This is a genomic window from Alphaproteobacteria bacterium, assembly GCA_033762625.1.
GTDB lineage: Bacteria > Pseudomonadota > Alphaproteobacteria > UBA9219 > RGZA01 > RGZA01.
The window spans coordinates 231,727-251,866 of record JANRLI010000007.1; the positions used below are offsets into that span (position 1 = coordinate 231,727).

Annotated in this window: 15 protein-coding genes; 10 read left to right on the forward strand and 5 right to left on the reverse strand. The window is 51.3% G+C overall.

Annotated elements, in window-relative coordinates; translation table 11 throughout:
- Positions 1 to 26 precede the first annotated feature (26 nt).
- Both SFW65_04890 and SFW65_04895 read right to left on the reverse strand, forming a co-directional pair.
- Complete coding sequence (locus tag SFW65_04890) at positions 27 to 566, reverse strand: Rap1a/Tai family immunity protein (GenBank protein ID MDX1922445.1); 540 nt, start codon at positions 564 to 566, stop codon at positions 27 to 29.
- A gap of 153 nt (positions 567 to 719) precedes the next feature.
- On the reverse strand, positions 720 to 992 hold the full coding sequence (locus SFW65_04895) for a DNA-binding protein (protein ID MDX1922446.1): 273 nt from the start codon (positions 990 to 992) through the stop codon (positions 720 to 722).
- Positions 993 to 1,250: 258 nt separating this feature from the next.
- Here SFW65_04895 and SFW65_04900 point away from each other — a divergent pair, with 258 nt between their 5' ends.
- From SFW65_04900 to SFW65_04910, 3 genes are all read left to right on the forward strand, one after another.
- The gene (locus tag SFW65_04900) at positions 1,251 to 2,504 is read left to right on the forward strand and encodes a tyrosine-type recombinase/integrase (GenBank protein ID MDX1922447.1); all 1,254 of its coding nucleotides are present in this window, start codon (positions 1,251 to 1,253) and stop codon (positions 2,502 to 2,504) included.
- Positions 2,505 to 2,552: 48 nt separating this feature from the next.
- Complete coding sequence (locus SFW65_04905) at positions 2,553 to 3,560, forward strand: nucleotidyltransferase domain-containing protein (GenBank protein MDX1922448.1); 1,008 nt, start codon at positions 2,553 to 2,555, stop codon at positions 3,558 to 3,560.
- Positions 3,561 to 3,669: 109 nt separating this feature from the next.
- On the forward strand, positions 3,670 to 4,179 hold the full coding sequence (locus SFW65_04910; GenBank protein ID MDX1922449.1) for a hypothetical protein: 510 nt from the start codon (positions 3,670 to 3,672) through the stop codon (positions 4,177 to 4,179).
- A 57-nt stretch (positions 4,180 to 4,236) separates the two neighbouring features.
- Here SFW65_04910 and SFW65_04915 read toward each other — a convergent pair whose 3' ends face one another.
- The 3 genes from SFW65_04915 to SFW65_04925 form a co-directional block, all read right to left on the reverse strand.
- On the reverse strand, positions 4,237 to 5,271 hold the full coding sequence (locus SFW65_04915; GenBank protein ID MDX1922450.1) for a hypothetical protein: 1,035 nt from the start codon (positions 5,269 to 5,271) through the stop codon (positions 4,237 to 4,239).
- Positions 5,272 to 6,719: 1,448 nt separating this feature from the next.
- On the reverse strand, positions 6,720 to 9,566 hold the full coding sequence (locus SFW65_04920) for a hypothetical protein (protein ID MDX1922451.1): 2,847 nt from the start codon (positions 9,564 to 9,566) through the stop codon (positions 6,720 to 6,722).
- 282 nt (positions 9,567 to 9,848) lie between these two features.
- Entirely contained in the window at positions 9,849 to 10,331 is a 483-nt protein-coding gene (locus SFW65_04925) for a thermonuclease family protein (GenBank protein ID MDX1922452.1), read from the reverse strand.
- A gap of 312 nt (positions 10,332 to 10,643) precedes the next feature.
- Between SFW65_04925 and SFW65_04930 the strand changes: the two genes are divergently transcribed.
- From SFW65_04930 to SFW65_04960, 7 genes are all read left to right on the forward strand, one after another.
- A complete protein-coding gene (locus SFW65_04930) occupies positions 10,644 to 11,063 on the forward strand; it encodes a DUF2946 family protein (protein ID MDX1922453.1) in 420 nt (139 codons plus the stop codon).
- A gap of 100 nt (positions 11,064 to 11,163) precedes the next feature.
- Positions 11,164 to 13,479, forward strand: coding sequence for a hypothetical protein (locus tag SFW65_04935; protein MDX1922454.1), 2,316 nt, complete (start codon positions 11,164 to 11,166; stop codon positions 13,477 to 13,479).
- A 36-nt stretch (positions 13,480 to 13,515) separates the two neighbouring features.
- A complete protein-coding gene (locus SFW65_04940; GenBank protein MDX1922455.1) occupies positions 13,516 to 14,031 on the forward strand; it encodes a hypothetical protein in 516 nt (171 codons plus the stop codon).
- A gap of 1 nt (position 14,032) precedes the next feature.
- On the forward strand, positions 14,033 to 14,920 hold the full coding sequence (locus SFW65_04945) for a hypothetical protein (GenBank protein ID MDX1922456.1): 888 nt from the start codon (positions 14,033 to 14,035) through the stop codon (positions 14,918 to 14,920).
- Positions 14,921 to 15,243: 323 nt separating this feature from the next.
- Positions 15,244 to 17,427, forward strand: coding sequence for a hypothetical protein (locus tag SFW65_04950; GenBank protein MDX1922457.1), 2,184 nt, complete (start codon positions 15,244 to 15,246; stop codon positions 17,425 to 17,427).
- Between the two features lie 9 nt (positions 17,428 to 17,436).
- Complete coding sequence (locus tag SFW65_04955) at positions 17,437 to 17,919, forward strand: hypothetical protein (protein ID MDX1922458.1); 483 nt, start codon at positions 17,437 to 17,439, stop codon at positions 17,917 to 17,919.
- Complete coding sequence (locus tag SFW65_04960) at positions 17,919 to 20,105, forward strand: hypothetical protein (GenBank protein ID MDX1922459.1); 2,187 nt, start codon at positions 17,919 to 17,921, stop codon at positions 20,103 to 20,105. The genes SFW65_04955 and SFW65_04960 overlap by 1 nt, the downstream gene beginning before the upstream one ends.
- Positions 20,106 to 20,140 lie beyond the last annotated feature (35 nt).

The following is a 20,140-nucleotide window of genomic DNA, read 5'->3' on the forward strand; positions in this document are numbered from 1 at the left end:
CCATCCCTCTCGTTAGTGCGGCTGCTTCAAGGCTTCGATGGTAGTTGCGCGGTGCTCTTCCAGAACATGCAAAACGAACCGATGCATAATGGCTGCGGGCGCAGCTTCATTGACGCCAAAATGCCTCGCAATGCGTCCTTGTCGTTCGCGTTCTTGACTTCAAATGGCGACTTACATGGCCAAGCTTGCGACAGCGCGATCCAGGTCAATGTCGACAGATCGGCTTGGCGACTTTCTGGATGCGCGCGAAGGTAGTTCATCAAGACATCATACGCCTGCTGTGTCTTGGTGTCGTGCGGAGGACAGGGAGGCGGGTCGCTTGTGCTCCACGTGTCACCCACATTCTCATCTGATGCAATACTGAGTGATATTGCTTTGCCAATATAAAAGCCTTGAATATACCCGCCAAGAAACACCATGCAGGCATCCTTCTCGGCGCCGCGTGAATTTTCGCATGTTGAGAAATATTTATTACCAGTTGGTCCATCGTCGGCGCTTGCATGATTTGGCAAAGACGATATGGCTATGAAGGCAACAAACAATACTGATGCAGTAATAATGCGCATACGTTGTTTATAGCGCGGCCTCTTCGGAAAGTCGAGACGTGGTAGAAGAGCCCTCGCTCCGGTTCACCAGGGGGATTTTGATCACCCCCTTACGCCACGCGTCGCTCGCCTGTCTGGGCGAGCGAGCGACGGTGGCTCCAGGGGGATGATGACTTAGGCAGCTTTGCGCGGCTGCGCATAACCGCGTTGCTCTTGTTCTGTGATCCAGTTGAGCAGGACCGTGCGGCGCGCACACAGCACCGATCCGAGCCGGAAGATCGGAAGGCGGGAGGTCTCGGCGAGGTGGTAAACCTTCCGTCGCTGCCGGCTATCGCCATAAATGAAATGAGCAATCGCCTCTGCGCCGCGCAGCACATCGTCTGCAAGGGCATCGTTAATCTGCATCAGAACCGCCGACGGCAATTGGGTCGAAGTATTTGGTAACATAAGGCCCTCCTTGTCTTGCGTTGTATGCGTTGTCGACCGTCGCCGTCCAAGCTCGATGAACTAATTCCAAACGATGAAAAGATTGCGCGGTATGTTTCGACTCCTAATAAAAATTCTATTGTTATTCAATAAGGCCTGATTTAATATCCAGTTGGATGCGTGGGAATCTTTGGGAATCGCTTTTGCACGCTAGTGCCATCCCGCATCCAACCAATCATATTCGACCAAACTTGTTCGCTCCTGCAAAGGTGGTGCGTCATGGCGTCTGTGCGCAAACGCAAATGGAAAACCAAAGGTGAGACCCGCTTCGCATGGGTGGTCGACTTCGTCGGCCGCGATGGCAAACGTGGGCGCCAGCAGTTCGACACGCGCGCAGAAGCCGATGCTTACCGTATCACGATCGAAGGCGACATCCATCGCGGCGATTACCGCGCACAAGCCGGCTCCACAACGGTGCAGCAAGCGGCGCGGCTGTTCCTCGATCATTGCCACGAACGCATGCACCGGCGCGAACGCATGACGCGGCACAATCTCAATGTCTATGAAGGCCACATCGCGAACTACATCGCTCCCAGTGTTGTGCGAAGCTCGCCAAGAAAACGAACGAGAGCGCGTTCACCGTTCGACAAGGGTCTTGATGACACCACGCTACGTGAGCTCACGACCGGACGCGTCGAACGCTTCTGCGATGATCTCAAGAAGACCGACATCGCTGTACCCACCATTCGCAAGATCCTTGGGACACTCAAGCAGATCCTGCGCTTTGCCGTTAGCCGAGATCTGGTTGCCATCAACGTCGCTCGCGATGTGCGTGTGATCGGGCGCCGCGATCAGGGCGCGCGCAAGATCGTGCCGCCGAGCAAGGAAGATATGCGTCTGCTGATTGCTGCGGCCGATGAAGACTTCCGGGTGATGCTGGTGGTTGCCGCTGCGACAGGCGCCAGAGCCGGCGAATTCCACGCGCTGCGCTGGAAACATGTGGACCTTGCGAGAGGCGAGGTGCGAATCATCACGCGCGTTGATGCCTATGGCAGCGAAGACGTAACCAAGACGGAAGCAGGTATGCGCGAGGTGCCACTCGGCTCCGAAGTCGTTGCGATGCTCAAAGACTGGAAGCGTCGCTCGAAATTCACCAAGCCCGATGATCTCGTCTTCACGAATGAGCGCGGCAACTATGTCAATCATGACAACATGGTCAAACGCCGCTTCCGTCCGCTGTTTGAGAAGCTGCAGGCAGCACATGAGGAAGATCCGGTTGAGCATCCAAGGGCGCCAGCCTATTTTAACTGGCATGCGCTACGGCACTTCGCGATCTCGTGCTGGATCGAAGCTGACCTAAAGCCAAAGACGGTGCAGACCTTCGCTGGTCACAGCAGCTTGCAAGTCACGATGGACCGGTACGGTCACCTCTTCAAATCAGAAGATCATAAGGCGACGATGGACCGGATCGCCAAAGGCGTGTTTGGCGGTGATTTAAAAACCAAGAAAAACAAGGCATTACAGGCATTATAGGAAATAAGATGATTTAAACGATTGAATCCTATAATTTCGAATAATGGAGTGAGAGGTCCTATTTTAGAGTTCGATGGCAATCAGCGTCGGCATGTTCTGAATGTTCAGCAGCAATTTGCGGCATGGCGCGAGGATCGTCGTGCCTTGCGCCGTATCGGCGGCATGCACTGGAAGACGGGCGGCAATGGCCAGCGCTATCTCTACGCAACAAACGGACGCAAAGAAAAATCCCTCGGAGTGAAATCCGAAGAGACCGAAGCGATCTATAAGGCGCACGGCGATCGCGTCGAGGAACTCCGCGCGCGCATCGAGAAATCAGCGGACCTGCTCGATCGAAGCGCGCGCGTCAGCAAGGCACTCTATCTTGGCCGGGTGCCAACCATCGCCGCGAAGATCCTGCGCAAGCTCGATGATGAAGGATGGCTCGATGGACAATTGATGGTTGCCGGCACCAACGCCTTGTTCGCTTATGAGTTCGGGACCGGCGTTCTCGTCGGCGAAGATCTGATCGCGACGGAAGACCTCGATCTGCTTTGGGACCCTCGCCATCGCTTGTCTTTTGTATCCGCCGATGAATCGTCCGTAAGTGTGCTCGGCCTTATCAAGCAGGTCGATCGCTCATTCCGAAAGCGCAGACCCTATCAAGCGATCAACGATGACAGCTATCTTGTTGATGTCATCCGGCCCGTGCAGCCCAACGAGATGTTCAAAGAGCCGCCCAAGCTGACGAAGGGCGCTGACGAGTTCGATCCATCGCCCATCGAAGGCCTTGCCTGGCTGGTCAGCGCTCCGCGCTATGAGCAGATTGCGATCGCCGAAGATGGCTGGCCCGTTCGCATCGTCACGATCGATCCTCGCGCCTATGCGCTTCACAAAGTCTGGCTTTCCAAACGCAGCCAGCGCGAAAGCTTGAAACGACGTCGGGATCTTGCCCAGGCAAAGGCCGTCGCGGAACTTGCGGTGCACTGGCTGAACCTTCGCTTCGACGGAAGTGATCTGTCAGCGCTGCCCGTCGAGCTGCTTGATGGCATGGCAGAATTGAAGGGGCTCACCTGAGCGGCAATCCCGAGCCATTCCCATCCGTTGACGGACCTCCTCATTGAAGAGGTGACCACCTGCGCAGCAGGATGATGCCGACTTCAACCCCCAACGAAGGAGGCCTTCCATGAATACCGTCATCACCATCGGCAAGCGACTGATCCCCATCGAGCACATCGCTTTCGTCGAACCCTACGACCCCTCGACCAATCCCAAGCTGCAGACGAGCCGGGACTACAAAGCCCGCATCGTCATGATCAACCGCGAGAGCGTGCTCACGGAGCAGACGCCCCAGAGCTTCGCCGAGGCTTATGGCTTCCGCATCCTGGAGCAGGACCAGATCGCCACCAATCCTGCCGTGTCGTTTCGTGTCGAGACGTTCGAACCGGCGGACGGCTTTACGCCGAGCAAGGCGTTCGCGGCGCGCGTTCTATGGCGTGACTATGATGGGAACGATCAAAGCAAACTGCTCCTGGCGGCGCCGGAGAAGGTTCTCGCCGTAGTCGTTCGCGGAGAAAGCGACGCTCGTCCGGCAGCATCTGAGGCAACAGCGGCTCTTCCAGATGAAAACACAATGCGTCGGCCACCGCGAAGACGCCAAGCGAATGCCGCAGCTGATGTGATGCCACAGCAGTAACATCACGCCCGACATGAAGAAGCCCGCGAGCCACTAACTCGCGGGCTTCCTTTTTGCCTAAGGAGACGATGTCACATAGAGCGCGTAGGGAAGGCACCACCGAACTGCCTTGCTGAGCTCCCGTCGTTGCTCAGTACTCATTGTACTCCATTCCGGCATCACAAGCTTAAGCCTTCTCAAGGTATCGATTTGCGGAATTTCAAAGACATAGAATTCGTGGCGCACGGCCTGCCCAACTGCCGCCGAGATACGGTCTGCGATCACACGCCGTGCATAACGTGGGAGCATCTGATCGCTGGGACGGCCTTGTCTTATCGAAACCCCAGGTGGCAAAACGGCATCAATCGTGCCTGGATACGCATTAGGATCGTACTCGCCCTGCGGTCGAAGCCCGCCGAAAATGTTCAGGCACATGATATCGCCGTAGGTGTAAGCCCACATGGGTTGTGTGCTACTGTGCCGAAATACTGCCAGCCCCATACCTTCTTTGAGGAGGCTCTGAACGAGGCTGTTTCGCAGATCATCGTCTATTTTCAGTGATGGAGCGCCTCTGGTTTCATCCGGTGCGTCAAACTCTGCTGCAACATAGGGGAAGCCATCCGGACCAATACGTTTGATGCTATTCGGTATCAGAACTGGCTCGGCATCCTTATTGAAGTAGTGGAGTAGATACTGCTGGGCATTCGCGATGTTGAAGCCATCCGAAGGGTCTAACGGCTCAGGGTATGGTGTTTGCACAGCCTTTGCCGGTTCCGATGAAATAGCGCTTTGCGCAGCAGGAACCGGAGCGATGTTTTCGGGCGTCAGTGGCCTTTGAGCGGACAGGTTGAGTGCCGTAATCGCGCGGAAAACTGAGACGCGCTTGCCATAAGAATTAGTGAGCTTCCCAAGCGCAAATTTAGCGCCGAGAGGAAAGTTCGCGTCACAGATCATGCGGGGTAAGAAGGTGAGGCTGAAATGGGCCTGGACTTCTTCTGGTGTCTTTCCGACAAGTTCTTTGCGTTCGATTACGAAGATGCCATTCAATGGAGCCACTTCGCCGTCGTAGACGCGGACGTAGGCATCGGTTTCAAGATTGGCGACGGCTGTCATAAGTTCCGTGATGGGGGCGCTGTGCTCGTCGGACGGTACTACCGACGACTTAATTCCCTCCGGCTCCTCGTGAGGAACCGGTGACGCGTTCGTTGATGATGGCGGGGTGCTGATAGATGAGTACTCCGACGAGGTCATGGCGACGGTTCGCTAGTCACCATTGGCGGCCAACCTGGATGCTCATAAACCGGCACCCATTTTGATACTGGTCGCAACTTCATGGATGCAACAAAACCCAAGTCCTCACGATGTTTTGCCTGCACTCCAGCGAGAGCGTAACGCGTATTATACGGCAAAGTTGGATCTAGCGGTTCAGAGTCAGCAAAAAAGGTACCAGTGTGTATATCTAGCGTTCTGGAGGTTCGCTCGCTTGTATTGCAATGCAATTTCGGAGCGTTCCGATCGTATATCCATAGATCACTATACAAATAGCTTTGAAACCTTTGATCGTCTCTTTCGTTATAAAGCGTCTGTGCTTTCCATAACAATTTCCCATCGACACTGACGCACCAAAGATTAGTTCCTGCGAATTGTGGATCAGCTCCTGGATCGGGAACACTCAAAACTATAAAGAGCTTATCCTCAAGCCTTGCTATCTCCGCTATGTCCGTTGGAAATTCGAAGACGATAGCTCCGTTTCGCGAAACACTTCGATCGCTAATCGAGACGTCGCCGAGGATTGCCTTTGTCGATTGATTTTGTTTGTTGTTCATTGCTCTATTTTAGTGCATTTTGTCATTGTTATGCAACGTGATTGATTATCCGATATCCCGTGTATTTACGAAAGACACCGAGCCTAAATCGCTTATCTTGAATTGACGTACCTCTCCGCTGTCTGGTCGGCTAGCCTCAACAAATGTACCATGCGCTACATGGACATCGGAAACCTTGGTTGGGAGCGGTTGGTTTGGAGGCAAAGACAGCCTCCGCGATATCTCCTCTGCTGACATATGGCCATCGTTTATATCAACAGGTCTCGTGGCATAGCGACCTTGCTGATTATCTGCGCCATGTACACGGTCAAGTTCTGTGGGCGTGAGATTGATGCTATAAATTACGACCGGCGCTTCCGGATGGTACTCCGGAACTTTCCCTGGATCTTGCAATGCATTCTGCTGGGCAGCCCAATCACGATCTTTCAATTCTAGCCCACGACTTGCGTGGAGCTGGGCCGATGTTGCACCCGGGATTTCGGGGTGGGGTAGATGCCCTTCATTTGTTGCGGAGGGAGCTGTGAGCGACCAAAGGTCGTTATAGTAGTTCAGCGGGACCTCAGGCGGCGGTAGAGGATTACGTCTCAGGATTTGATCTTCTGCCGCGCGAGCTAGTACTTGATTCAATCGCGCGGCCTCGAACCGTTGTGCTGCGGCGCGCTCCTCGGCTTGGTATGTGGCTAGTTGTTCGGGCGTTCTAGCTGATGGATTTATTTGGCATCCCATGTGTGTGCCTTAGTAGAAGAGTTGGCTAGCTTGTACCGGCGCGGGGCGACGGACATAGCTATTATATGATTCAGCGATGGCGGATCGTATTGGTGGTGCTGGTTCAAATCCACGCTCGCGCAATTGATTGAGTGCAGTGACGAGCGTAGCTAATTGGCGGTAGCGTTCGAGCAGCGGATAGTGTTCAGCGAACAAGTCGTAATTCGCATTGAAAAGCGCTGCGCGGTAGCCGGTCGCAAAATCTTTGTTATTCGTGTATGTGCGTGTGTCATTTTCATCGATAGTGCCAGTCTGCAATCCAACTACAGCCTTTTCCACAGTGCAGCGCAGCGTGGATTGTTCGGTTTTCGACCATGTGATTTCTACAGCTGCCACTTTGAAAGTAAGGAAGTTGTTGTGGCCTCCACTATCTCTTCCAGCTTCTGCCATTTTTGCGATGATAGATTTCAGGCGAGCGAGCGATGGGCTAGTCTCTTGATCGTCGGTAACCTGGATGCTGCCAGTCTGACAGAGTAGCAGCGGTCCTGCTTCGCAATCCGTTGCAAAGAGCGTGTTGCCGAGTGCGGTGTGGCCGAGCCACTTTGGCTCCCACTGTGCGGTGAAAGGAATCCAGTTAGGCGAACTCTGTGTTAGAGGCGCTGGCGGTTCGGCGCTAAAGGTAGGCCAGACTGGTTTGTCGGCGCCAAATGCAAGCGCTAGAGCTACCTCTATGTCTTCCGGCACTATGAGCGGAAGCTGTTTTGAACTGATAGGGTCGAAAGCGAAGTTAATCTCTCCAGCCTCTGAGACTGAAAGGCCTCGAAAGCGTCCGAAACCTTGGAGTGGCTTGCTTTCTTGTGATTGCGGCTGAATAGCACCCAGGATCGGTCGCTGTGCTGCATCAACAGCGTTGTATCGAAACCAGTTCTGAACCGGATGAATTTGCGTGTGGCCTAACAGACCTATTTGAGCTTGAGCGACACACGACCCATACGATGGATAACCGATGCATTCATCCTCTAGATACGCATTGAGCAATGATAGGCATCCTTCGATTAAATCGAGATCCGAGAAAGCGCCTGATTTTATCGACGTTACCAACTGCTCAGGCGACATGCGTCTCGCTGTTATGTGCTTCACTAGAGCAAGAGCATCTTGAGTTTGTTTGCGGTTCAATGGGTCAGACATTGCTTGGGCTAGATCTCGGACGCGCAGTGCAGCACGCCGTTCGTATGCCTGACTGATGTCCTCAGGATTGCAGTCATTGTATAATAGATCGGCGTACTCTGTTGCGGCGGCGGGATCAAAAGCGGTGCCGATGCCGAGGAGCGACCGGGTGGCGGCGGCAAGTGCCGCTTCACGCTTCGCTGATTTCAGAATCTCCGGAGCGATATTCGGTGAAGAATTCACGTCGCGCGTGGCGACGGCATGGTAGTAAGCTTGCGCTTTCTGCTGATCGATTGGCTTGCCATATAGCCCGGTATTATAGGCTCTTGCTAAAAAGTGGCCGGATTCGGTGCGCAAGTCCTCTGGATCATTAAGATCGTATTCAATTCCGTCCACAAGGGTTGGCAAATGAGGACGCAATTGAGTAAGTTCATTATAATAGCCTATCACGCGTGCTGCATGAGAACGTGCAGCATCAATAAATGTTTCGCTACGGGCCAACCAATAGAGGGCACGGGGCAGATCAATATCTCCGCCAAGTGGTGGTTGCAAATAACCCATCGCGAGGTTGTATGCCTGAGTTGCGCCACTGGGATGAAATGTAGCTTTCACGCGCAGTTCACGCGCCTTGCCATGATCAGTGAAGCTATGATTTTCACTTTCATAGACATGTGCCAAAAGTTCAGCCCAGGTGCGCGGCACACTGGTGAAGCCTGTTTGCTCATATAGATGTAGGATCGCTTTAACATCTGCGTCGGTTAAAGGCTGTTCGGCTTTGTCCTTATCTCGCCATAACTTGAACGCTTTGTGAAATAGATCCCAGACTGGCTGCGGATATTCGGATTCTGGTGTGTCGGAAGAGAGCGGTGGTGGTAGTTTCGACAGCGCGGTGTATTCGTCTTCTGCGTCATCAACCCTTATGGACAACTCGTACCAGGCAAAAAACAGCTCGTTATCGAGATTGTTGTCTACATCCCTTTTGTATCCACTTCTATAGATAGCATAAAGTTTGCGAAATTCTTGGGCTCGCTCCCTAGTCATGGGGCGCTCTTCCGATAGCTCAAGCCCGTTATTGAACAATTCAATCATATGTTGTGGTAGATATGCCAATCTTGGATCGTCTTTTACATACGGCTTGCCGTGTAATCGGCTTTTGAGTTCGTAGTATTCCGAATTCACTTTGTATATGTTTAGTTTAAGCTCATGCCATGCCAGCCGCAACACGCGAATGTCTTCTTGAGCCGTTGAACTCGGGTTAATAGCGTCAATGTGCTTCAACTTGTATAATTCGATATGTGAATCTCTGTCTGCTTCACACTCCGCGATAAAGGCGTCTCTTCTGTAACTAAAGCAATTGTAATGGTCAGCAAAAAACGCTCGGGCTATGTAGTATGAAGCCACGAGCCGGTCAGGCAAACCAGTTAGGCGTGGATCGATGTTTAGTTCGGGACCACGCTGCAGCGCCTTCAAGAACTCAGCAGAGTAACTAGGGTTTTGTTGCTCCTTGTTGTTTAACTCATTGTCAGTGTGATCTGCGATTTGTTGCTCGCTGGTTTTTACCGGCTCTTCTTTGCTACGCCAAATCGAGGAGACCTTGCGAAAGATAGCCTTCACCAGTATTTCGTAACGGGAAGGTGGGGGTGGTCTCCATTCCTTCGATCCGTGAACAGCGATTTTCAGAACTTTGGTATCTCGCTTATTTCGTTTCATTTTGGGCAAACATTCTGCATTTAGCTTGCTGCACTCCTAGAGGGGTAGTTGCCGCAAGAAATCTATTGAATTGGTAGGAGCGATTGCAATTCTCGTTTTAGTTTCGCAATGATATAGTTGGGAACTAATCAAAAGATATACCCAAGTTAATCAAATTGAGTTCTCTTTAGGATGCGTTGTGTCTAGCCAGTATCAGTTTGGTCGCATTTGTCGCGTGGGCTTTAACAGAAGGCTACTACTGATTAGATGTCCAAGAAATTGCACACTGAAATGTTTTTTGAGTCAGTGACACCAATCGCTACGTTGTGGGCAATGCTCGCCATCACAAATATAAGGCCGGGCAAGACCTTCCTCGATCAATGTCTTCGCGACGTCCTTTCCGTGTGACAGAAGGACTGCGCAACGTCGGCCGTAGTTACACGTTGAAGTCCCTTCGGTGCCGGGCAGGCAAGTGCAGGGATGCTCTACGAGCTTGATCTCTCCAGCCTCGACGATCTCATGAAGACGCGCGCTCGCACGTTTGCCTAATGCATCCTCCTCTGCGCAGTGAGCACGAGGGCCAACTTCCGGAGTGTCGAAGCCAAGCAGGCGATAATGATGATGATCACTTTGCACTGTGTCACCATCAATCACGAAGACCGACTGTGACGGTTTTGAGTGAACCACGCCGCATGACGCGATCATCCAGCTGCACAGCGCGAGCGCGGCGATACGCACGAAATTCCAACGGAGGCGAACATCGATCTGAAGAATCTTTGACTGCATGCACAGCCATCTTGCCGAGAGCGTGAGCTAGCAACAACAGCTGCGCATGGAGTCATTTTTGTCGGAACTGCACGACGCGCACCGCTCTCATGGAAGACGACGGCTTTCGGTCTCAACAACGCGTTACTGAGGGTTCCGTGGCACAAGCCTGGCACAAATCGAGGCTAAGTCATTGATATCGGCTATCTGGAAGGAGGCTCATAACCTGAAGGTCGTTGGTTCAAATCCATCTCCCGCAACCAAATCTTTTTTAGATTCCAGCAATATGGTCGCATATTGCCGTTTTTATTCACTAGGCTTATAAAGCCTATTATGAATGCCCCGTCGATTTCACTGATAACCCGCATGCGCCGTGCAACCTTCATCAATGAAGGAATAGCAATGCTTGTGATGTTGATGGTATTGCTGAAGGGCTTTATACCCGTTGGTTACATGCCGGATATGGAGGCTTTGCAGAAGGGTGTTGTTAAAATTACCATCTGTACGGCATCTGGTTTTGAAGAAAAGTTGGTGGATAGCGTAGATAAAACCGCGCCAGCAAAATCGCACCACGCGACATCTGACTTCTGTCCATTTGGTTGGGCGCCCCATGCTGTTACTGCTCCCATTTCAGTATTTTTAATTCCCGAAATATTTTTGGTTCCTGAACGCCTTATCGCGTTTCAGAAACTGTTCCTAAGCAAACCGCACCATACGGTTGCCAGCCCGCGCGCGCCGCCGGCATATACCTAAGCATACATCATCATCGCATGCGGATATGACCGCTTGAGCGTTCGCTACCCGCGGTTGCTCGCCCGCATGCCGTCTTCAAAAAATTCCAATAGGTTTCATCATGTCTGTTGCAATATCTGCACCAGCCTTACATCACGATATCGAGCCGACCGGCGCAGATGCTGGAAACAACGCTGCGGCTGTTTGTTTCCAATCAGCGGGGCAGGTGGTGACGGTGCTCGGCAAATTAGATCGTCATTTTCATGACAATTCAGATTTGGCTCGTTTTGCGAAACGCGCGGTTGCCGAATATGCCGCCAAGCGTGATACGCAAATTGTTAGTGTAGTTGTTACCAAAGACATCCTTGATATGGATGCGGATAATGCCAAGCAAATTACCATCGGGGATGAACATTATGCCGTAACTATCGGCGATTTGCGGGATGGTAGAAGCCAGATGGACCACATTAACCGCGTTATCGAACGGCTAAAATATCTGCAAGCCGTGATGGTGATGCTATCGACAACTGATATGTTGGGCACATCACAGGCGGTTGGCAAGCAAATGGGCGGGTTGAATGCCAAGGTGCAACAGGTGCAAAAGCTTGGCGTGAAGCTGGAGCAATTTTCAAAGCAAGTAACGCAAGCTCAAAAAGAAGGAAAGCCAATCCCTGCTGAGGCATTGAAGTCAATCCTAACCCAGCTGAATAGATTGAATACAGCGGCGAATCCGCCCGAAATACGCAAAATTGCACAGGCCATGGCGGTGCAGGTGAAAGAGCTGCGGCAGCTTCCCATCATGCGCCAAGCTCTTATCCAAACACAAAACGCTAAAACGCAATTGCACATCGAGGCAAGAAACGATGCGCCGATTAAAACGGAAACGCGTTTCAAAATTCCATTAAAGCTGCTGGCAAATAAGGACGCTGCGGGGCAGCCACTGGAAATTACAACTGGTACTGAACCCGTAAAAGTAACGCGACATTTTATAGTACTAACGCCTACGCGTTCCGAGCAAATCCATACACGAATTGTTGGCGCGTCGAATATCAATCAAGCCGCACGCGTGCAACACACTGTAGCACCAGCCAAGAATGATAACCGTTTTCGCGCGATACAACAGCCGATCATGAAGCCAGTTGAAGCGCGGCAGACAGCAATTACCGCGCCTGAACGTGCAAATGTTACGCCCACAACGACACAGCGCTTTACTGTTGTATCAAACACGGTAAAGCAAGCGCCTGTGCTAACCACGCTGGCGCAAACGGGGCAGGCTACAGTTCAGTACGCAGCTGCGCAGAGTACATCGCACGTTGTCCAACAACCATCAATTATACCTCAAGTTGTTCAGCATTCACCACAACAGGCTGTGCAACAAACAGCGCAGCACGTGCCACAGACGCAACAGCCTATTCAGCAAACAGTGCAACACGTTGTTGAACAGACGATCAAGCATGCAGAGCCAATTCAAAGTGCAGCTGACCAGACTGTAAACACTGTGCAAGTCACTACAACGCAGGAACATGCAAAATCCGCACTTCAAGACACCGCGCCAGCACAGCCTACATCACATACTACCGCTGTGGTTACCCAAACCACCAAACCGGAAGTTCAGAACACAGCACTTCAAGAGCCAAAACATCAACCGACTGAAATTAAACAAAGCACTGATATTAAGGTCTCCACGGGAAATGCAAATACCAATCGGGTTGAGGCGAAGCCGATTACGGATGTTCAAGGGCCAGTGCAGCCACAGGCGGGTCAACCGCAAGAAACTCCACGCCTACAAGATGCTCAGCGTGCAGCAGCGCATGTTGAAGCTGGAAAAGCAACTGCGCCTGTTGACAGTGTAAGGGGACGCCTTCCATCGCAACAAGGTACACAACCCGGGCAACCACCTCACCAGATTGATCAGCTAGGTAACGCTGCCCCAAAAAATCTGCCAGATGGCATGGTGTATGCCGACAACGACAGCCCAACAGCGCGCGGTACGGAGCCGCGTGCTCGCACAACGCCTGCAAAGCCAAACGAAGCACCACCTGTTGGCATACCCGACCAAGTTATTAACCGACAACAACCAACATCACCGGAAGGAGATGATAAGAAGCCTGAAAGAACTACCCCCAATGTTGCCAAGGAATTCGGCAGCTGTGGAGAAGCTGTTTGTAAGTGCGGCAAGGCAGGCGAGACACCAAGCGCACGCGTGACTACGCCAAGTAATCTACCTGCGGCAACAGGTAATGCTACAGAACAGAAAGCTGAAAAGCCCGTAACAAAAGGTAATATTGGACCAGAGTTTCGTGAAAGTTGCGGAATAATTTGTACCTGTGACTTAGCAAAAAATGCAGCAAATCCTGAAAGTCAAGCACCGAAAGGAGAACGCGAGTTTGGCAGGCGCACAAGGCGTGCATCTGCTCCGCAAGCGAACGCTGCATAATTTTATTTTAACCCAAACAATAGAAAAGGAATAATTATGACCCATGCTCTAAACCAAATTACCCCGCCAATTTACACTGGCGAATTGCCAACTGAAAAAGTTGACATGTTTGATGTGCTTCAAGACGCTGTTATGGATGTAGCCGAAGGAAAGAAGAGCGTGGCCGGACTTTATAATGATGGCCGTTTTAAACAGCGTGTCTTTACGGAGATAGAAGGTATAAATTCCAATCTTCGTGTGTTTCAGTTTACAGGCACGAATGGATTTTGTTGTCTGGTTGCCTATGAACTGGATGATAAGCAGCAAATTCGCGTGCATTGCAATGAGTTAAACGATGTATTGATTGCGATGGATGGTCAACCGCCACATCTTCTCAATTGTTTTGATCGTGGCTTTACGCGCCACCCTAAACCTAACAATTTTGCCGAACCTGTGTTGTTGGAGCCAGCTGCGGCGGATACGTATTTTGAAAATGCGCTAAAGCGTCTTGGCCCGACCCGTCCAATGACCTTTGTACGAGGCGGAACCAGTATCGCGATCGATGTGAAGTAATATGTTAGATAGTATTACAAAGCCCGATACGCCAACCCATTCGCTTGAACGCGAATGGGGGCCGGCATTATTCGCGGAACGTAAGGCTGACCATATCCGGCGGCGTGTGCCGACATGGCGGTATAAAGTTGGCGTTGCTCTGGGCAGCTTTGCCATGCTCACCTTTGCAGCGCAGCCGGTTATTGATCTTCAGCTGGAGCGGATGGACAGGGAACGGATTGTCGCCAAACGAATGCTGCTAGACGACCTTCAGAAAGGCAAGGTCGAGATTACGTGGGATGGCTTGCGACTTCTGAGTACTCCAACGTCAGATCAAGCTTTGGAAACAAGCATTTCCAAAGTCTATGAGCGCTATGCTGGCGAATTCATGACGCTATCAGTTTCAAAGAACATTCCCTTGCCAGAAAACTTCACACTTGGTGCGGCTGGCTACATGCTGTGCGGGACGGGGCCGGCTGGCTCGCATTCATCCAATGGCTGTCATGCATGTGTAGCCAGCAATAGGAATGATTCAGAACGAAATCGTCGTTATCTGGCGCGGTTACTGCGTAGGCTTGCGCAGAAATCTACTAATCCAGCTTTGAGAGCATTCGCCAAAGCGACAGGCGATGGGGACATGGATGTGTTTGCGCAAGTATGGTTTGCAAAATGGCCTGAAGCATCGCAGCAACTGCTATTGAAGGAGACCTGTGATCTGAGTGATGCTGCCAAATCGCTTGGTATTTCGTTTGATACCAAAGAGCATTTGCTCAACCGTGTGATAGAGGTTGCCATCAATCAGATAGCCATGCGTAAGCAATCTGGTGAAGCAGCAGTCCCCTTTGTGCCAATCTTACCAACCGTCATTCATCAAGCTGCATTCGTAGCACCTGCACAGATGCCTGGATAGTTGAGAGTGATTGAAGGATTTGAACCAAACGGAGGCTCATAACCCTCAGGCGCAATCCCTGCGGATTGAGTGGTTCAAATCCATCTCGCAAACAACAAACTAACTTCCATACAATCACTGATAGTCGTTTCGCGTTGCGGTTGAGGCTTCTGCATTAACCCGTTGATATTTCTGCGTCTGCTTAAAAAACTAGCCGTGGGTTCTCGGTAGATTTGCAACATTGACTGGTCGTTCTACTTACGAGACGGCCTTTTGTACATTTACACTTGTCTTACCCTCATATAGCGTCTTGCCACAATCTCACCAACCAAGAGACTCTGCGCATGACCCAACGTCGTCCCAATCGCTTGCTGTTCGCTTCGTTCTTTTTTGCTTTGTTGATGATGTTGGGGGCCGTGCCTGCCTTTGCGCAAGTGCAGAGCACAATGTGTCCGGAATGTAATCCGCTAGCAGACAGAGCAAACGAACTTAAAAAGCCATTAGCGGAATTGCGGGCAAAGGTGAACGCTGCTATTGCCGCTCAATCTGCTGCGGATAAGGCGCAGCGCGAAGCCAATGAAAAAGAAAAAGAGGCAACGCAGGCCAAATACCGTTTCATGAGTGAAGCAGACAAAAAACGCGATGCTTCAAAAAAGAAAAGAGATAAAGAGGACGAAGAGCGCAAAAGAAAAATCCGTGAACTGACAGCGGAGATTGCTCAGCTTACTAAAGGCATGGCTGACCAACAGACAGAACACGCACGCTTAACCGCATCCATCCCCGAATTGCAACAAGCAGCAGAAACAGCAGATGAAAACCTAAAATATCAAGAAGAAGAAGTGGCCAAAGCCGAAGCCAAAGTGCAGGAGGCTGCCAAGGCATCTACCGCCGCCAACCAGTTGGCGAATTCGACGGTACAGTCTTATGAGCGAGACGAAAACCGCACAACACAAAACCGTGCTGCACGAGCAGCGCGCGCCGATTTAGCAGCAGCACGTGAAGATTTAGCCAAAGCGCAAACCGCATTAAATAGCGCAAAGGCAAAAGCCAAAGCTGCGCATCAGCGTCTTGATAACATCGGTAATTTGCAAAGCGCAGCGATAGCGAAGTTCAACCAGCTACGCGCAGAAAAGCAAGCGAAGGAAGCGGAGCTTGCGCATCTTTCCGGCATCCGCGATGGCGGTCCGACCGATTTTGATGAAAATTCATATCAGGAAGAATTATCCCAATACGAAGCGCGTGAGCGCGAAGCCAAGGCAGCAACCGATGCTGCCAATAAAGCATTGGATGCTGCAATGAAGGCTGTTGGTGATGCACTGAACGAAGAGGGCGATGCGCAAAAGCTTTATAACGATGCGGTTCGTGCATGGGAACAGTGCATGGATGATTGCCGCAGCGGTAAAAAGAAGAAAGCCAAAGAACCAATTACTGAAGGCGGCGGTGGCACCGGGGTAACCACGGGTACTGGCGGCGGAACAACCAGTGGCGGTACGGGTGCAACAGGTGGAGCAACCGGGGGCGGTCGTACAGCTACAGGCGGCGGAACTACTGGCGGCCAAACCCAAGCACCGCGCGCAAAATGCCAGCCTTGCATCGATAATGCTCAGGCTGTGAAAGATGCAATCGACAAGGTCGCTGCTGTAGAAGACGCAATTAAAGAACTTGAAACAACTTATAAATCCGACAAGGCGGCAATCGATGATCGCCGGGCGGATGCGCAGCGTGAGGCAGATGAAGCACAACGAGCATATCAAGAATACATCAATATAGTATTTAACGTAGCGAATTCAGGTGTGCCAACCAATCCACAAACTGCAAGGGCGCATGCTGAAGACTTGAAGAAAGACATCTCTGATGCGAAAAATAAACTTAAATCAATTAAGGCAGAAAATGATGCACTTATTGCTAAATACAATAGTGACCGCCAAAAACTGGTTGCTGATAAAGATGCAGCCATTGCAGAACGTGATGCCGCGCAAAGAGCACTCAAAAACTGCGAAAAGAAATGTGGCCTTGTTCAAGACGGCCATGTGATGGTCGTACCAGGTTCTGGCAGCGCGAATGTTGAAGTGGAAGAGGTGCATTTAGTTACCGGCACTAACCCGCTCGACCCCAGAGCAGTGGAAGATACGTTCAACCGTGGTGCTGCGCCCATTATCTCCTCCGGCGGTGGTAGCAGCGGGCCAGTTATTCCAGCTGATCCGCATGAGCCATTTGTATCAAGCGGGTCAATCAGTGTGGTGCATGTGGTGGGTTCAACCGCATGCCCAACACCTTTCTCGAATGTGGTCGTACGCACAACAGCTGGCGACAATGTTACCATTTCTGGTGTTTCGACATCAGGTAGCGGTACATCACGTATTATCAGTTCGCCATCGGGTAGCGGCGGTACGGCCCCGCAGTTTGAATCCTTCTTCAACTGCTCATCCCCTACACCGGGTACTTATAGTATTACTGTAAACTTCACGGCAACGGTGGGCGCAACGCCGACACCGCTTTCCTTCACCGCAACTGTTACCGTCCAGTAAGAGGCAATCATGAACCATTTTTCAATCTTACTTGCTTTGCTGATGGTGCTTACATTACCAGCTAGCGCATCGGAATTCCGTGATATTAATCGCATCAACCGCAAGGGCGCTGTACCAGCAGGCGCACAGGAAGTTGAAACGCTGAAAATGGTTGACCGCGCGTTGGTCAGGCAGGCGGTTGAAAAAATCATGGCGAGCTGGAATACGCCGCAGCTGGAAAAATACCTAGGTGAAAAGTTCCACAACAAGGAACGCCTTATGGATACGATTTCAACCTTTGCCCAGCGCGATGCGAAGGTAACGGTGCTTGCCATTCAAAACCTTAACACGCTGCAGCAGTTTACCGATGGAAGCAATATCGTTAGCCGCGTTAGCGTGATTGCACGTACGCAAATTCAATTCACCGATCCTAATCTTGCTGCCAAAACAGCCGATGGCACGGTGGAGTATATATTAAAAATCACGCAACCGATTAAGAAGGGAGCTATTTAATGCGTAAGCTGCTTCTCCTTTCTGCATCCCTTGTCACCCTAGCAGTCACGGCGCATGCCGAAGATTATAAAGACTGGGATTTGCAATTTAATAACACCGCGCGTTATGACCATTATACGGTTGATGGTAATAAAGCGGCTTCGCCTTACCCTGATTACGGGCACCAATGGTATGATGAGTTCGATGGCAACGCATCACGCCAATTTTCGCCATATGAAAAAATGCGCGCATCATTTTCGGGTTTGGTAAACGGTTCGCGTTACCGCAGCCGCGATTATGATTTTGTGCCGGAGCGCGCCAATCTGTTTTATGAAAACGGTAATGGCGCTGTGCCGTACCGCGTGGAAGGCGGCGATTATTTCGCCAATCTATCCTATCGCACTGAACAGCAATCACTCAAAGGCGCACAGGTTGAATTGCAGCCGGATTCCAGTTGGTTTACCGACCAATCGGTTGTGTTGTTTTCGGGCGTAAGTAATCCGTCATGGCGCCGTATTGATGATGCAGTTGATAATTCAACGGGCGCATCATGGCTGATTAAAAACGATACGTTGGGCCGTGTGGCATTTAACGCTGTTTACAACTACCGAAATGGCGCTCCGCCAATGGGCCGCGGCGTTATTCTGAACAAGGCGCAACAAGTTGTCGAAAGCATTGCGTGGAACAAAGATAATATCCATTGGGGTTCAGAACGACTGGATATCGAAGCAGAGCTTGCCAATTTCAATGGCGACACAAATACGCCAACCAATAACCGTGATCAAAGCGGGCAGGGGTATTATACCGAAATCAATGGTCGCAGCACGGAAGTAAAGCCGCTGTCTTACCGTTTCCGCTTTGAAGATTACGGCAAGGATTTCCGCCCGGCACACGCACTGATTACGCCTGACCATCAGGGCATTGAAGGTAATCTGGGCTGGCGTTTTGAAAATGGTATGGCGCTGCGTGGTCGTGCGCATCATTATGCTGATGGCATCCATACCAATACCAATATTCAGGATACCGAATTATTTGGTGCAACATTAAATGGCCCAATCCTTGGCGCGTGGGCGCCAGATGTATCGGGCCGCGTAGATGTCTATCAGCAAAGCATTGAAGACCAGCTCAAGACCGTCAGTTTCCAATTGCATTCGATCGCCGCGGAAGCAAGCAAGCCGATAAATGAAAGCTGGACAGGGAATGTGCTCTGGGGCTTCCAAGACCGTGCTGACCAGACGGCTATCAACCGCGATTTCGATATGATGCAATGGGGCGCAGGCGCAACTTATTCATTCAATTATAACGAGTGGAGCGGGAATATTCACCCCGGCCTTATCTTCCGCGATTATACCGGCAAGATTGATAACCAGTTCGATGTCGCGCCAAGCTTTGCTATGCATCTTGCCAACGCCAACCACAGTTTAGATTTTGGATATAATGTATTGTTCCAAGACCGTTCGGTGACGGGCCAGACGGATGACCGTACACAGAATATGAGCCTTGATTACCGTTACACACGGGATGAACACGAATTCGGCGTAACCGGCGCAGTGTTTGACCGCGCAGTTGATATTGGTGGCGGCACAACCGCAACACGTATTGGCGCGTATTATACCTATCACTTCTTCAAACCAGCAGGCAGCACGGAAAACATGGCGGCAAATGAACACCGCAACCCTGTTGTCACCGGCGCGGATATTGGCGGTGTAACCGAAGCTTCCCCTGAATTACTCGCAACGCTTGACCCCGGCATCAGCAAGAGCGATGCGCAAGCACGCGTGAAAAACGCTGGTATTTCAGGCGGTGTGACCACATCGAATGCGGTTGTGTACGAAGCCAATCTGCTGCCCGTTGATTTGCGCCAGCGTTTAGTTTTAGGCGTCAACCAAGGCAAGCTGGAGCGTAGCGCGCTTATTCTTGATATTGATAATATGAGCAATGTCTCCCAAATGCAGGAACATTATGCGCGTATTCGCGACAAGCTGATTGCAAGCTATGGCAAACCGTCACGCGAATATGATAGCGGTGTGGATAGCGTTGGCGCATTGCCGACCACATCCATCCTTCGTCGCTTTAGTGAATGGAGCACATCGGCTGGCAAAATTCGCTTCGGCCTATCGAAGGGTATTGATGGCGTAACGCGTTATGAAGTTCAGCATACAAAGAACTTCACTGGCGCGACATCATTCTGGGGCGTGAAGTTCTAACCGTTTTTTGTGGAATACATGCAAACCCGTGCGCA

Excerpts from the sequence above, each read along its gene's own strand:
- SFW65_04900 (MDX1922447.1), top strand. The coding sequence starts at position 1,251 with ATGGCGTCTGTGCGCAAACGCAAATGGAAAACCAAAGGTGAGACCCGC.
- SFW65_04945 (MDX1922456.1), top strand. The coding sequence starts at position 14,033 with ATGTTAGATAGTATTACAAAGCCCGATACGCCAACCCATTCGCTTGAA.
- SFW65_04950 (MDX1922457.1), top strand. The coding sequence starts at position 15,244 with ATGACCCAACGTCGTCCCAATCGCTTGCTGTTCGCTTCGTTCTTTTTT.
- SFW65_04925 (MDX1922452.1), bottom strand. The coding sequence starts at position 10,331 with ATGCAGTCAAAGATTCTTCAGATCGATGTTCGCCTCCGTTGGAATTTC.
- SFW65_04915 (MDX1922450.1), bottom strand. The coding sequence starts at position 5,271 with ATGACAGCCGTCGCCAATCTTGAAACCGATGCCTACGTCCGCGTCTAC.
- SFW65_04935 (MDX1922454.1), top strand. The coding sequence starts at position 11,164 with ATGTCTGTTGCAATATCTGCACCAGCCTTACATCACGATATCGAGCCG.
- SFW65_04955 (MDX1922458.1), top strand. The coding sequence starts at position 17,437 with ATGAACCATTTTTCAATCTTACTTGCTTTGCTGATGGTGCTTACATTA.
- SFW65_04940 (MDX1922455.1), top strand. The coding sequence starts at position 13,516 with ATGACCCATGCTCTAAACCAAATTACCCCGCCAATTTACACTGGCGAA.
- SFW65_04890 (MDX1922445.1), bottom strand. The coding sequence starts at position 566 with ATGCGCATTATTACTGCATCAGTATTGTTTGTTGCCTTCATAGCCATA.
- SFW65_04930 (MDX1922453.1), top strand. The coding sequence starts at position 10,644 with ATGAATGCCCCGTCGATTTCACTGATAACCCGCATGCGCCGTGCAACC.
- SFW65_04920 (MDX1922451.1), bottom strand. The coding sequence starts at position 9,566 with ATGAAACGAAATAAGCGAGATACCAAAGTTCTGAAAATCGCTGTTCAC.
- SFW65_04960 (MDX1922459.1), top strand. The coding sequence starts at position 17,919 with ATGCGTAAGCTGCTTCTCCTTTCTGCATCCCTTGTCACCCTAGCAGTC.
- SFW65_04895 (MDX1922446.1), bottom strand. The coding sequence starts at position 992 with ATGTTACCAAATACTTCGACCCAATTGCCGTCGGCGGTTCTGATGCAG.
- SFW65_04910 (MDX1922449.1), top strand. The coding sequence starts at position 3,670 with ATGAATACCGTCATCACCATCGGCAAGCGACTGATCCCCATCGAGCAC.